The sequence below is a fragment of the Streptomyces sp. NPDC093261 genome (assembly GCF_044753645.1).
Taxonomy (GTDB): domain Bacteria; phylum Actinomycetota; class Actinomycetes; order Streptomycetales; family Streptomycetaceae; genus Streptomyces.
This window is the reverse complement of record NZ_JBIVNO010000002.1, coordinates 302,818-315,101: the sequence shown is the minus strand read 5'-3', so window position 1 is coordinate 315,101 and position 12,284 is coordinate 302,818. Positions and strand designations below refer to the sequence as shown.

General features: G+C 72.2%; 13 protein-coding genes and 1 riboswitch. Of the genes, 6 read left to right on the top strand and 7 right to left on the bottom strand.

The window, feature by feature from the left end; genetic code table 11:
• Nucleotides 1-136 precede the first annotated feature (136 nt).
• Nucleotides 137-901, top strand: coding sequence for an SDR family NAD(P)-dependent oxidoreductase (locus ACIP94_RS07840; protein WP_402421057.1), 765 nt, complete (start codon nt 137-139; stop codon nt 899-901).
• Nucleotides 902-1,078: 177 nt separating this feature from the next.
• On the top strand, nt 1,079-1,378 hold the full coding sequence (locus ACIP94_RS07835; RefSeq protein ID WP_402421054.1) for a hypothetical protein: 300 nt from the start codon (nt 1,079-1,081) through the stop codon (nt 1,376-1,378).
• 261 nt (nt 1,379-1,639) lie between these two features.
• Here the strand turns inward: ACIP94_RS07835 and ACIP94_RS07830 are convergent, their stop codons facing one another.
• Both ACIP94_RS07830 and trpS read right to left on the bottom strand, forming a co-directional pair.
• Nucleotides 1,640-2,227, bottom strand: a complete 588-nt coding sequence (locus ACIP94_RS07830; RefSeq protein WP_402421051.1) for a 2'-5' RNA ligase family protein — start codon at nt 2,225-2,227, stop codon at nt 1,640-1,642.
• A gap of 156 nt (nt 2,228-2,383) precedes the next feature.
• Entirely contained in the window at nt 2,384-3,397 is a 1,014-nt protein-coding gene (gene trpS / locus ACIP94_RS07825; RefSeq protein WP_402421048.1) for a tryptophan--tRNA ligase, read from the bottom strand.
• Between the two features lie 116 nt (nt 3,398-3,513).
• Here trpS and ACIP94_RS07820 point away from each other — a divergent pair, with 116 nt between their 5' ends.
• Nucleotides 3,514-4,185 (top strand): hypothetical protein, encoded by a 672-nt coding sequence (locus ACIP94_RS07820; protein WP_402421046.1) that lies wholly within the window; start codon nt 3,514-3,516, stop codon nt 4,183-4,185.
• Nucleotides 4,186-4,213: 28 nt separating this feature from the next.
• Here ACIP94_RS07820 and ACIP94_RS07815 read toward each other — a convergent pair whose 3' ends face one another.
• The 3 genes from ACIP94_RS07815 to ACIP94_RS07805 form a co-directional block, all read right to left on the bottom strand.
• The gene (locus tag ACIP94_RS07815; protein WP_402421043.1) at nt 4,214-5,665 is read right to left on the bottom strand and encodes a glycine hydroxymethyltransferase; all 1,452 of its coding nucleotides are present in this window, start codon (nt 5,663-5,665) and stop codon (nt 4,214-4,216) included.
• A gap of 40 nt (nt 5,666-5,705) precedes the next feature.
• A riboswitch (ZMP/ZTP riboswitch) is annotated at nt 5,706-5,794 on the bottom strand.
• A gap of 164 nt (nt 5,795-5,958) precedes the next feature.
• Nucleotides 5,959-7,143, bottom strand: a complete 1,185-nt coding sequence (locus tag ACIP94_RS07810) for a glutathionylspermidine synthase family protein (RefSeq protein WP_402421040.1) — start codon at nt 7,141-7,143, stop codon at nt 5,959-5,961.
• Nucleotides 7,144-7,149: 6 nt separating this feature from the next.
• Nucleotides 7,150-7,491: a hypothetical protein gene (locus ACIP94_RS07805; protein WP_402421038.1), complete on the bottom strand. Its 342-nt coding sequence runs from the start codon at nt 7,489-7,491 to the stop codon at nt 7,150-7,152.
• A gap of 140 nt (nt 7,492-7,631) precedes the next feature.
• On the opposite strand from ACIP94_RS07805, the gene ACIP94_RS07800 reads away from it, so the two are divergent.
• Nucleotides 7,632-8,483, top strand: a complete 852-nt coding sequence (locus ACIP94_RS07800) for a hypothetical protein (protein ID WP_402421731.1) — start codon at nt 7,632-7,634, stop codon at nt 8,481-8,483.
• A 27-nt stretch (nt 8,484-8,510) separates the two neighbouring features.
• Here ACIP94_RS07800 and ACIP94_RS07795 read toward each other — a convergent pair whose 3' ends face one another.
• Nucleotides 8,511-9,944: a PLP-dependent aminotransferase family protein gene (locus ACIP94_RS07795; RefSeq protein ID WP_402421035.1), complete on the bottom strand. Its 1,434-nt coding sequence runs from the start codon at nt 9,942-9,944 to the stop codon at nt 8,511-8,513.
• Nucleotides 9,945-9,991: 47 nt separating this feature from the next.
• Between ACIP94_RS07795 and ACIP94_RS07790 the strand changes: the two genes are divergently transcribed.
• The gene (locus ACIP94_RS07790; protein WP_402421033.1) at nt 9,992-10,537 is read left to right on the top strand and encodes a carboxymuconolactone decarboxylase family protein; all 546 of its coding nucleotides are present in this window, start codon (nt 9,992-9,994) and stop codon (nt 10,535-10,537) included.
• A 61-nt stretch (nt 10,538-10,598) separates the two neighbouring features.
• Nucleotides 10,599-11,324, top strand: coding sequence for an isocitrate lyase/phosphoenolpyruvate mutase family protein (locus tag ACIP94_RS07785; protein ID WP_402421030.1), 726 nt, complete (start codon nt 10,599-10,601; stop codon nt 11,322-11,324).
• 9 nt (nt 11,325-11,333) lie between these two features.
• On the opposite strand, the gene ACIP94_RS07780 is transcribed toward ACIP94_RS07785, so the two are convergent.
• Nucleotides 11,334-12,278, bottom strand: coding sequence for an ABC transporter substrate-binding protein (locus ACIP94_RS07780; RefSeq protein ID WP_402421728.1), 945 nt, complete (start codon nt 12,276-12,278; stop codon nt 11,334-11,336).
• Nucleotides 12,279-12,284: the final 6 nt, after the last annotated feature.

Genomic DNA, 12,284 nt, shown 5'->3' with positions numbered 1-12,284 from the left:
ATCAGACGCTCCCCTCGTGCCCTTCACCGCCCCCCGGCGTACTCAGACTTCCCCGTATCACCCATTTCAGTGAGCGGCACCGTCGAGTGGGGATATGGAGAGGGTATGCCCCTTTCGCAACGCTACGGTCACGGTCATGCCTGCCCACAAGGACGCTTTCAGCACTCCCCGTTCCCTGCTGATCCTCGGCGGCACGTCCGAGATCGCGCTGGCCACCGCCCGCCGCCTCATCACCCGGGGCACCCGGACCGTCCGGCTGGCCGGCCGCCCCTGCCCCGAGCTGGAGAGGGCCGCCGGACATCTGCGCGGGCTCGGCGCCGACACCGTCACCGTCGCCTTCGACGCGCTGGATGTGGAGTCCCACGAGAGCGCGCTCGGCAAGGTGTTCGCGGAAGGGGCCGTCGATCTGGTGCTGCTCGCGTTCGGCGTGCTCGGCGACCAGGCGACCGACGAGCGCGACCCGGTGGCCGCGGCACGCGTCGCGCAGACCAACTACACGGGCGCGGTCTCGGCGGGCCTGGTGTGCGCCCGGGCGCTCCAGACTCAGGGCCGCGGCTCGCTGGTGGTGCTGTCGTCGGCCGCCGGTGAGCGCGCCCGCCGCTCTGACTTCATCTACGGCTCCAGCAAGGCCGGCCTCGACAGCTTCACGCAGGGCCTCGGCGACGCGCTCCACGGCACGGGGGCGCACGTCATGGTCGTGCGCCCCGCGCCCCTGAGGCGGCGCGGGGTGGGCGCGCGCGACCAGGGGCCGCTGACCACGAGCCCGGAGGAGGTCGCCACGGCGATCGAGCTGGGGCTGCGGAGGCGGTCGGAGGTCGTGTGGGTGCCCGGGGTGCTGCGCCTGGTGATGTCGGCCCTGCGGCATCTGCCGAGGGCGCTGTTCCGGCGGCTGCCGCTCTAGGTCTGGTCACAGGGCCGCTCTGTTGCCCGGAGGCCTTCCACAATCCGCAAAGAGGCGATGTTCTGGCCAACTTCAGGCAACTTTTGTGACCGCTGGGCGAGGCGAAGCCCTAGGAGGGCAGACTCTCCCATCAGCAGATTCGATCACTCGTCCACGGGGGAGAGGGAAGGTTTCGTCATGTTGACCAGTACTCACACCTCTCACGCGAACCACACTCACCAGCACGGCGCCGGGTGCGGCCACGTGGCTGTGCCACACGGCGACCATGTCGACTACGTGCACGACGGGCATCTGCACCGGCTCCACGAGGACCACACCGACGAGTGCGAGCCCACGGCTCACGCCGTCCACCAGGACCACGGCCACCAGCACCAGCCTGGTTGTGGGCACGTCGCCGTGCCGCATGGCGACCACATGGACTACATCCATGACGGGCACCGTCACGCCCAGCACGAGGGGCACTGGGACGACCACTGACGACTGAACAGCGAAGCCTCCCGCCGTCGCGGGGGGGCTTCGATGTCTGCTCCGCCGGCGCCAGGGGAAGCAAGCCGCCGAGTGAGCTTGTCCCGCCTCGATGTGGCGTTCGAACACCACACTCCGGCACCACACCCCGGTTTCACGACCCTCGGCTCCGCCGCGCCGTCGGCCGCGATCTCCGCCTCGCTCGGGCCCTTCCCCCCTGGCTGCCGGGGCGGGAGACGGAGCCTCAGCGGGCTGCACGCCTATGGGGCCGGCCTAGGCCTGGTGGGCGGGGAGGCCGGCGTCCTTGGTCGGGGCGGTGGCCTGGGGCGGCACCACCGCGCTCCCGAACGGGAACTCCCGCAGCTTGCCCCAGACGCCGTCCGGGCCCTGCTCGTACAGGGCGAAGCCCGTGCACGGCCACTCGGCCTCGTAGCCGGACAGCTCCTCGTACGCCCGGTCCATGGAAGCCTCGTCGATCCCGTGCGCCACCGTGACATGCGGGTGGTACGGGAACAGCAGTTCACGTGCCACCGGCCCGGAGGCGTCGCGGACCTGCTTCTGAAGCCAGGCGCACTCCTCCGCGCCCTCGACGACCCGCACGTACACCACGGGCGACAGGGGCCGGAAGGTGCCCGTCCCGCACAGCCGCATCGGGAAGGGGCGCCCGGCCGCCGCGACATCGACGAGGTGCGCCATGATCGCGGGCAGCTCGGCGGCGTCGACCTCCGTCGGCGGCAGCAGGGTGACGTGCGTGGGGATGCCGTGAGCCGCGGCGTCGCCGAAGCCCGCGCGCAGCTCCTGGAGCAGGCTGCCGTGAGGCTCCGGGACCGCGATCGACACACCGATCGTTACGGTCCCCACGTCGTCTCCTGTCGTCGTGTTGGTGTGCGTGGCCCGCGGCGGTAGGGGCTGCCGCCACGGTGTTCGCTTTCCGACTGTACGACCACGCCCTGCCGTCGGGCAGGCACAGTCAGAGTGGAGTGCAGCACTCCACGGCGCGTCGGGGCACGGGGCGGGTCAGTGCTTGGCAGGCAGGAAGCCCACCTTGTCGTACGCCTGGGAGAGGGTCTCCGCCGCGACGGCACGCGCCTTCTCCGCACCCTTGGCCAGGACCGAGTCGAGGGTCTCGGGGTCGTCCAGGTACTGCTGGGTGCGCTCCCGGAACGGCGTCACGAAGTCGACCATGATCTCGGCGAGGTCCGTCTTGAGCGCGCCGTAGCCCTTGCCGTCGTAGCGCTGCTCCAGGTCGGCGACCGGGGTGCCGGTGAGGGTCGAGTAGATGGTCAGCAGATTGCTGACGCCCGGCTTCTCCTCCCGGTCGAACCGGATCACGGTGTCCGTGTCCGTGACGGCGCTCTTGACCTTCTTGGCGGTGGCCCTCGGCTCGTCGAGCAGGTTGATCAGACCCTTCGGCGTCGACGCCGACTTGCTCATCTTGATCGACGGGTCCTGGAGGTCGTAGATCTTCGCCGTCTCCTTGAGGATGTACGGCCGCGGGATCGTGAAGATCTCGCCGAAGCGGCCGTTGAAGCGCTCGGCCAGGTCGCGGGTGAGCTCGATGTGCTGGCGCTGGTCCTCGCCGACCGGCACCTCGTTCGCCTGGTACAGCAGGATGTCGGCGACCTGGAGGATCGGGTACGTGAACAGGCCCACGCTCGCGCGGTCGGCGCCCTGCTTGGCGGACTTGTCCTTGAACTGGGTCATCCGGCTCGCCTCGCCGAAGCCGGTGAGGCAGTTCATGACCCAGGCGAGCTGGGCGTGCTCGGGGACATGGCTCTGGACGAAGAGCGTGCACCGGTCCGGGTCCAGCCCGGCCGCGAGCAGCTGGGCGGCGGCCAGCCGGGTGTTGGCGCGCAGCTCCTTCGGGTCCTGGGGGACCGTGATCGCGTGCAGGTCGACGACCATGTAGAACGCGTCGTGGGACTCCTGAAGGGCCACCCACTGGCGGACGGCACCGAGGTAGTTGCCGAGGTGGAACGAGCCGGCGGTGGGCTGGATTCCGGAGAGCACACGGGGACTGTCTGAAGCCATGTTCACCATTCTCTCAGGTCCGGCGGGCCGGTCCGGAAGCGGAGGGAGACGGGTGGGGACCGAACCGTGCCCCGCGCGGTCACCCGACGGTAAGGAGGGCGGTGTAACACGGGGGCATGAGGAGCGAGGGGGAAGGCGTGCGCGGGCCGGGTGCACTGGTGGCGGCGCTGACGGTGACGGTCGCGGTGCTCGCGGGGGCCGCCCCGGCGCAGGCGAGGGGCAAGGACATCCCCGATCTGGCGCTGGTCGTGACGAACGGTACGGGCCGTACGACGACGCTGCGTTCCGGGGACCGGGACTTCGCGGTGCTGTGGCAGCTGATGTCCCCGACGGAGACCGCGACCGAGCCGGTGCCGGACGCCTGGACCCGGGGCCGGTATCCGCGGGTGCGGGCCACCGTGGTGTGGGCGCTGACCGGGATCGGGGGGTGGCCGTACACCCGCCGGGCGCCGGGCGGCGATGTGGCCGTGGAGCGGCAGGACCAGGTGTTCCTGGCGGCGGACGGGACGCCGTGGGTCCGGTCCGATCCGGCACCGGACGTCTCCGACGACGACATCCGGTGGCGCCGGGCACCGCGGTCGGCCTTCGACCGGCTGGAGCGGGACGGGCTGTTCGGACCGCCCGCCCCCGCGGCCACGGCCGGCACCTCGGAGGGCCTGCGCTGGGGGGCCGCCGGACTCGCGGCGGGGCTGGGGCTGGGCGTCTGCGGCACCTACGCCCTGCGACGGACCGCGGCCCGGAGGCAGGGGATGCCTCGCGAGCCGCGGCAGGAGCTGATCGACCTGTGAGAGGCGGAACGGTCCGCCGACGGCCGGATCAGCCCAGGTCGATCTCCGGGTAGAGCGGGAAGCCCTGGAGCAGGTCGCTCGCCCGGTGGGCGACCTCGTCCGCGATCTTCGGGTCCAGGACGTGCTGGGCCTTGGACGGGGTGCCCTTGCCGGTGGTGCCGGGGACGGCCGTCGTGAGGACGCGGTCGATCAGGGCCGCGATCTCGTCCATCTCCGCCGTGCCGAGGCCCCGGGTGGTGAGCGCGGGGGTGCCGATGCGGATGCCGGAGGTGTACCAGGCGCCGTTCGGGTCGGCAGGGATGGCGTTGCGGTTGGTGACGATGCCCGACTCCAGCAGGGCCGCCTCGGCCTGACGGCCGGTGAGGCCGTAGGAGGTCTCCACGTCGATCAGGTTGAGGTGGTTGTCCGTGCCGCCGGTCACCAGGGTCGCGCCGCGGCGCATCAGGCCTTCGGCGAGTGCGCGGGAGTTGTCCACGATCCGCTGGGCGTAGCCCTGGAAGGAGGGCTGCCGGGCCTCCGCCAGCGCCACCGCCTTCGCGGCCATCACATGCGGGAGCGGGCCGCCCAGGACCATCGGGCAGCCGCGGTCGACCTGGTCCTTGAGGGAGTCGTCGCACAGGACCATGCCGCCGCGCGGGCCGCGCAGCGACTTGTGGGTGGTGGTCGTGACGATCTGCGCGTGCGGGATCGGGTCGAAGTCGCCGGTGAGGACCTTGCCCGCGACCAGCCCCGCGAAGTGGGCCATGTCCACCATGAGCGTGGCGCCGACCTCGTCGGCGATCTCGCGCATGATCCGGAAGTTCACCAGGCGGGGGTAGGCCGAGTAGCCCGCGACGATGATCAGCGGCTTGAACTCGCGGGCGGAGGCGCGCAGGGCCTCGTAGTCGATCAGACCGGTGACCGGGTCGGTGCCGTAGGAGCGCTGGTCGAACATCTTGCCGGAGATGTTCGGGCGGAAGCCGTGGGTGAGGTGGCCGCCCGCGTCCAGGGACATGCCGAGCATGCGCTGGTTGCCGAAGGCCTGGCGCAGCTCGGCCCAGTCCTGCTCGGAGAGGTCGTTCACCTGGCGGACGCCCGCCTTCTCCAGGGCGGGAGCCTCGACGCGCTGGGCGAGGACGGCCCAGAAGGCGACCAGGTTGGCGTCGATGCCGGAGTGCGGCTGGACATAGGCGTGGCGGGCGCCGAACAGCTCCTTGGCGTGCTCGGCGGCGAGCGACTCGACGGTGTCGACATTGCGGCAGCCGGCGTAGAAGCGGCGGCCGATGGTGCCCTCGGCGTACTTGTCGCTGAACCAGTTGCCCATGGCCAGCAGGGTGGCGGGGGACGCGTAGTTCTCCGAGGCGATCAGCTTGAGCATCTCGCGCTGGTCGGCGACCTCCTGCCCGATGGCGTCGGCGACGCGGGGCTCGACGGCGCGGATCACGTCGAGGGCGGCGCGGAAGGCGGTGGACTCGGTGGAGAGGGGCTGCTGCTCCGGCATGTCGGCCTCCGGGTGGCGTGGCTTGAAGCGGTCACGGTTCACGGTCGGCCCAGGCGCACGGCACTCGTCGCATCAGGGCCGCTCCCCGATGGTCGGTCCCATCCCAGCGCGCCAGTCACGGCCCGGCGATCAGCCTACCGGGCCGGTCGGACGGCCGGGGGCGGACGTCCACCATGCGGGCCCCTCGCCAAACGACATGCGGCCCCTCGGAGAACGATGCGCGGGCGCCCCCACGCCTCGCCGGCGCCGGCGGGACGCCTCCCGGGATCACGTGCGGCGAAAACCCGCGCTCGTCACAGGATCACATGCGGCAGGAACCGTGCGTACTCGTCCGTCACCAGGCCGGACGACTCGCGGATGCCGAGCCCGGCCGACGCGTCGCCGACGACCCAGGCGCCGAGGACGACATGGTTGCCGTCGAAGGACGGCAGGGGTGCCAGCTCCTGATAGCAGCGGAGCTCGTCTCCTGCGACGGGCTCGGCGCCCGGCGCGTGGATCGTCACCCCCTCCCCCTCGCGGCCCAGGAGCGGCTTGGCGACATAGCCGGTGGTGTCCGCCAGATCCCGGGGGCCGTCGAGGTGGGCCGGGAGGAGGTTGGGGTGGCCCGGGTACAGCTCCCAGAGGATCGCGAGCAGTGCCTTGTTGCTGAGCAGCATCTTCCAGGCGGGCTCGATCCACAGGGTGCTTCCCGTGCCGCCGCCGTTGTCGAGGGTGTCGAGGACATGGCCGCCGAAGCGGTCGGCGAGGAGCCACTCCCAGGGGTAGAGCTTGAAGCAACTGCGGAGGAAGCGGAGCCGGTTGTCGACGAAGCGCCCCGAGAGGGGGTCCCAGCCGATCTCCTCCATGGAGATCCAGTCGGTGTCGATCCCGGCCTGCTCGGCGGTCTCCTTCAGATACGCCACCGTCATGAGGTCCTCGCCGAGTTCGTCCACGGAGGAGTGCGCGAAGTACAGCGGGCTGCCGGGCGGGAGCAGTTCGGACTGCTTCCGCCAGACGGCGACCAGGCGTTCGTGGAGCGAGTTCCACTGGTCGGCGCCCGGGAAGCGCTCCTGCATCCAGAACCACTGGGGCGAGGCGGCCTCGACCAGGGACGTGGGCGTATCGGCGTTGTACTCCAGCAGCTTGGCCGGACCCGTGCCGTCGTACCGCAGGTCGAACCGGCCGTAGACGGAGGGGAGTTCGGCACGGCGGTGCCATGCCTCGGCGACCGCGCGGGCGACGCGCGGGTCGGTGATGCCGAGGTCGGCGAAGCGGTTCTCCTCGACGATGTGCGTCGCCGCGGCCAGGCACATCGTGTGCAGTTCCTCGACGACCTCCTCCAGCGCCTCCACCTCGTCCAGGGAGAAGACGTAGTACGCGCTCTCGTCCCAGTAGGGGCGCAGGGAGTCGTCGGGGTGGCGCGTGAGCGGATAGACGAGGCCCTGCGCCTCGACGGTCCGCTGCCAGTCGGGGCGGGGCTCGGTCCTGCGGCGTTCCACGGCCGCTCAGCCGCCGGACTTGCCGTGGCCGCCGAAACCGCCGCGGTCCACGCCGCCGCGCGCACCGCCGTGGCTGCCGCCGGAGCTTCGCGGTTTGGTGAAGGAGCCGCCGTTCATGAAGCCGCTCTTCTTCGTGCCGCCGTAGTACCAGCCACCGTGCGCGGACGACCCGTGGGAGGTGCAGTTCTTGTCGGCCACGACCTTGTATCCCTTGCCGAGGGTGTAGCTGTCGCGGTCGACGCAGCGCTTGTCCGGATCCGAGGAGCAGGCGGTGAGCGCCGCGGCGAGGAGGCCCATGCCGCCGAGGACGACCGTGCCCGAGCGCAGTTGCCGGCGAGTGTCCGCCATGTCCATGTCCCCCATCGGGTGAGTTTTCGTTGAGACGTCGGTGAGATGTTTTCGGCCACCAGACTAAAGAGCGCCACTCTGGTGTTCGATCGGCCCCCTGTCTCCGCGCACTCCCCTACAGTCGGTTTGTGTTCTTTGGAATGGTGTGCGCCCTCGGTGCGTCGGTCTGCTTCGGTACGGCGACGGTGTTGCAGGCGGTCGCGGCACGCGCGGCGAGCCCGGGCGGAGGCGGGGACGCGGCGCTGCTGCTGCGCGCCCTGCGGCAGTGGCGGTATCTGGCGGGGCTCGCGCTGGACGGGCTCGGGTTCCTGCTCCAGATCGCGGCGCTGCGGTCGCTTCCGATCTACGCGGTGGGCGCGGCGCTCGCGTCGAGCCTGGCGGTGACCGCGGTGGCCGGGGCACGGCTGCTCGGGGTGCGGCTGACCGGGAATGAGTGGGCCGCGGTCGGGGTGGTGTGCGCGGGGCTGGCGATGCTGGGGCTTGCCTCCGGGGCGGAGGGCGGCCGGGCCGGGCCCACGGCGCTGAAGTACGCGATGCTGGCGACCGCCCTGGCCGTGCTGCTGCTGGGGTTGGCCGGGGGACGGCTGCCGGGGCGGGGGCGCTCGCTGGTGCTGGGCCTGGGCGCCGGGTTCGGGTTCGGCGTCGTCGAGGTGACGGTACGGCTGGTCGACGGGCTCACGCCGTCCGCCCTGCTCACCAATCCGGCGGTGTACGCGCTGCTGCTGGGCGGCGGCGCGGCCTTCCTGCTGCTGACCACGGCTCTGGAGCGGGGGTCGGTGACGGTGGCGACGGCGGGCATGGTGCTGGGCGAGACCGTGGGGCCGGCCGCGGTCGGCGTGGTGTGGCTGGGCGACCGGACGCGCGAGGGCCTCACGTGGCTGGCGGTGCTGGGCTTCGGCGTCGCCGTGGTGGGGGCGCTGCTGCTGGCCCGGTTCGGGGAGGCCCCGGCGCCGGCCGCGCCCGTGACACAGGCTCCGGTCGGCCAGGCCTGACCACGGCCCTCCTGCCGGGCCCGGCGGTTACGGCAGCACTCGGCACAGGGCCTCCAGCGCCCCCGCCCAGGCATGGTCCGGCGGTGTGCCGAAGCCCACGACCAAGGCGTCCAGGGGCTCGGTGGCGGCGTCGGGGTGGCGAAAACGGGACAGGCCGTGGACGGCCAGCCCCTGCCACGCGGCTGCCCGCACCACCGACGCCTCGGTGCCCGCGGGCAGCTCCAGTACGGCGTGCAGGCCGGCCGCGATGCCCCTGACCCTTACCCGAGGGGCCCGGGACGCGACCGCCTCGACCAGGGCGTCGCGGCGGCGCCGGTAGCGCAGGCGGGCGGCGCGGACATGACGGTCGTAGGCGCCCGAGGCGATGAACTCCGCCAGGGTCAGCTGGTCCAGGACGCCCCCCGACCAGCCGCCGTCCTGCCGGACGTCCACCACCTCCTGGACCAGGGCCGGGGGCAGCACCATCCATCCCAGGCGGAGCCCGGGAGCCAGCGCCTTGCCGGCGGTGCCCAGGTACGCCACATGGTCCGGGGCGAGGTCCTGGAGCGCGCCCACGGGCTGGCGGTCGTAGCGGAACTCGCCGTCGTAGTCGTCCTCCAGGACCAGGCCCCCGGTGCGACGGGCCCAGTCCACCGCGGCGGCCCGGCGCTCGGGCCGCAGCGCCCCGCCCAGCGGGAACTGGTGCGCCGGGTTCAGCAGCACCGCCGACTCGCCGGTCAGCGCGTCCGTGCGGGTCCCGAGGCCGTCGAAGGGGAGCGGAACCGTGCGCAGCCCCGCCCGCTCCACGAGGTTGCGGTGCACGTCCAGACCGTAGGACTCCACGGCCAGCGGACCGCACGACTCCACGGCCGATGAATCCGGCGCTGCGGGCGGGCCCGGCGCGCGATCCCGCAGCACCTCGCAGAGCAGCTTCAGACCCTGTGCGAATCCGGCGCAGACGACGATCCGGTCGGGGTCGGCGCGCACGCCCCGGACCCGGGAGAGATAGCCGGCGAGCGCGGTGCGCAGTTCCACCCGACCCCGCGGATCGCCGTAGCCGAAGGCCTCGTGGGGCGCCGAGGCGAGGGCCCGGCGGGCGGCCCTGAGCCACTCCGCTCGCGGGAAGGAGGCGAGGTCCGGCCTGCCGGGGGTCAGGTCGTACGGGAGACGGCCGGGGTCCCGCGGGTGCGGGGCCGCCCGGTCGGACCGCGGGGGCAGCGTGTGCTCGGCCACCCGGGTGCCCGAGCCCTGGCGCGCGGTGAGCCAGCCCTCGGCCACGAGGTCGGCGTAGGCCTCGGCGACCGTGTTCCGTGCGAGGCGCAGGTCGGCCGCGAGCGAACGGGATGAGGGCAGTCGGGTGCCTGGCGCCAGGCGCCCGGTGCGCACCGCCTCGCGCAGGGCGTCGGTGAGACCCCGGCGCACGCCCGGACCGGTCGGCTCCAGGTAGAGGTCCGTGCCCGGAATGGCCCATGGTTTCCTCATGGAAATGGACCATACTCCTGGGCTGCTTCCCTCCTAGGGTCGAGAGCATGACGACGAACGCACACACCGCCACCGACGACCGCACCACGACGACCGGCGACAGCGCGACGAGCGTGGAGTACGCGCCCGAGCACACCCCCCGGCTGGAGTGGGCCCGGCACGCCCCCGAGGTCTACCGGACGATGGTCCGGCTCGACGCAGCCGCCGGGCAGGGCCTCGAACCGAAGTTGCGCGAGCTGGTGAAGATCCGCGCCTCGCAGCTCAACCACTGCGCCTTCTGCCTCGACATGCACACCAAGGACGCGCTCGCCGCGGGTGAGAGCGTCGAGCGGATCGTTCAGCTCAGCGCCTGGGAGGAGTCGCGGCACTTCTACACGGAGCAGGAGATCGCGGCGCTGGAACTGACCGAGGCGATCACGGTGCTCACCGAGGGTTTCGTGCCGGACGAGGTGTACGAGCGGGCCGCCAAGCACTTCGACGAGGCGGAGATGGCCCATCTGATCGCCGCGATCACGGTGATCAACGCCTGGAACCGGTTCGGCGTGACGACCCGTGCCGTGCCGGGCCACTACCGGCCGGGGCAGTACAAGTGACGCCCCGCACGGCTCGCGGGCCGGCGGCCGGCCGACGGGTGCCGACGGCAGGCGCCCGGTGGTGAGCCGGGCCGACACGTTCCGGGCCCTGCATCACGGCCGGCCGCCCGGTGATCCGCTGGTCCTGCCCGGCCCCTGGGACGCGGCGAGCGCGCAGGTGTGCGCCGCGGCCGGCTTCCCGGCCCTCGCCACACCCAGCGCCGGGATCGCCGCCTCCCTCGGCTACGCGGACGGGGCGACTCCGGCCGGGGAGATGTTCGCCGCGGTCACCAGGATCGTCCGGGCGGTCGACATACCGGTGTCGGCCGACGTGGAGCACGGATACGGGCTCCCACCGAGGGAACTGGTCGGACGGCTGCTGGAGACGGGGGCCGTGGGCTGCAACCTCGAGGACTCCCGCGGGGGTGCCCTCAAGGACCCGCAGGAGCACGCCGACTGGCTCGCCGAGGTGCGCGCCGAGGCCGGCGACCGGCTGTTCCTCAACGCACGTGTGGACACGTTCGTACACGGGGACGGGGACCCGGAACGGGCCGTCGAGCGGGCCGCGTCGTACGTTGCCGCGGGCGCCGACTGCATCTACCCGATCGGTGCCCCGGCGGACGTACTGCCACTGCTGCGGGCCGGTGTCGAGGGGCCCCTCAACGTGTTCGCGCGGCTCGACGGCCAGGGCCCCGCTCCCGCCGAACTGGGCGGGCTCGGGGCCACCCGCGTCACCTTCGGGCCCTGGTTGCAGCGCCGGGCCACAGCGGCCCTGGGCGAGGTCGCCGCGCAGCTGCGGCAGGGCTGAGGGGACCGGTCAGGACAGCCACGCCCGCCAGGTCGCGGGATGGCTGTCCACCCACTTCCTCGCGGCCTGGTCCGGGGTCAGTTTCTGGTCGGCGATCATCAGCGAGACCTCGTTCTGGTCCTCGGTGGTCCACTGGAACTTCTTCAGGAAGGCCGCCGCCTTGCCGCCGCCGCGCGCGAAGCCGGCGTTCAGGTACTTCTGCAGCGGGGTGTGCGGGTACGCGCAGGCGACCTTCGCCGCGTCCGCGTCACAGCCCTCCTTGTACGGCGGCAGCTTCACCTCCGTCATCGGCACCTTCTTGAACAGCCACTGCGGCGCGTACCAGTACGTCAGGAAGGGCTTGTGCTCCTTGGCGAACTGCCGCATCTGCGTGATCTGCGCGGCCTCCGAACCGGCGAACACCACCTGGTAGTCCAGCTTCAGGTTGCTCACCAGCGCCTTGTCGTTGGTGACGTAGGACGGGGAGCCGTCCATCAACTGGCCCTTGCCGCCGCTCTCCGCGGTGCGGAACAGATGCGCGTACTTGTTGAGGTTCCTCCAGTCCGTGATGTCCGGGTGCTGCCTGACGAGGTACGTCGGGACGAACCAGCCGATGTGGCCGGTGACCCCGAGGCCGCCGCCACGGACGATGGTCTTCTTGTCCTCGACGTACCGCTTCTCCTGGTCGGGGTGGCCCCAGTCCTCCAGGATCGCGTCGACCCGGCCCTGGCTGAGGGCGTCCCACGCGGGGACCTCGTCGACCTGGACGGTGTCGACCCGGTAGCCGAGCTTGTGCTCCAGGATGTATTGGGCCACGGCCACGTTGGCCTGCGCGCCCACCCAGGACTGCACCGACAGGGTCACCGTCCTCGCGCCCTGGGCGCCCGCGAACGGCGAGGTCTGCTTGGTCATGTCGGCGGCACCGCAGCCGGTGGTCAGCGCCAGCACGGCGAGGGCGGCGGTCAGCATCTTCATGCGCGT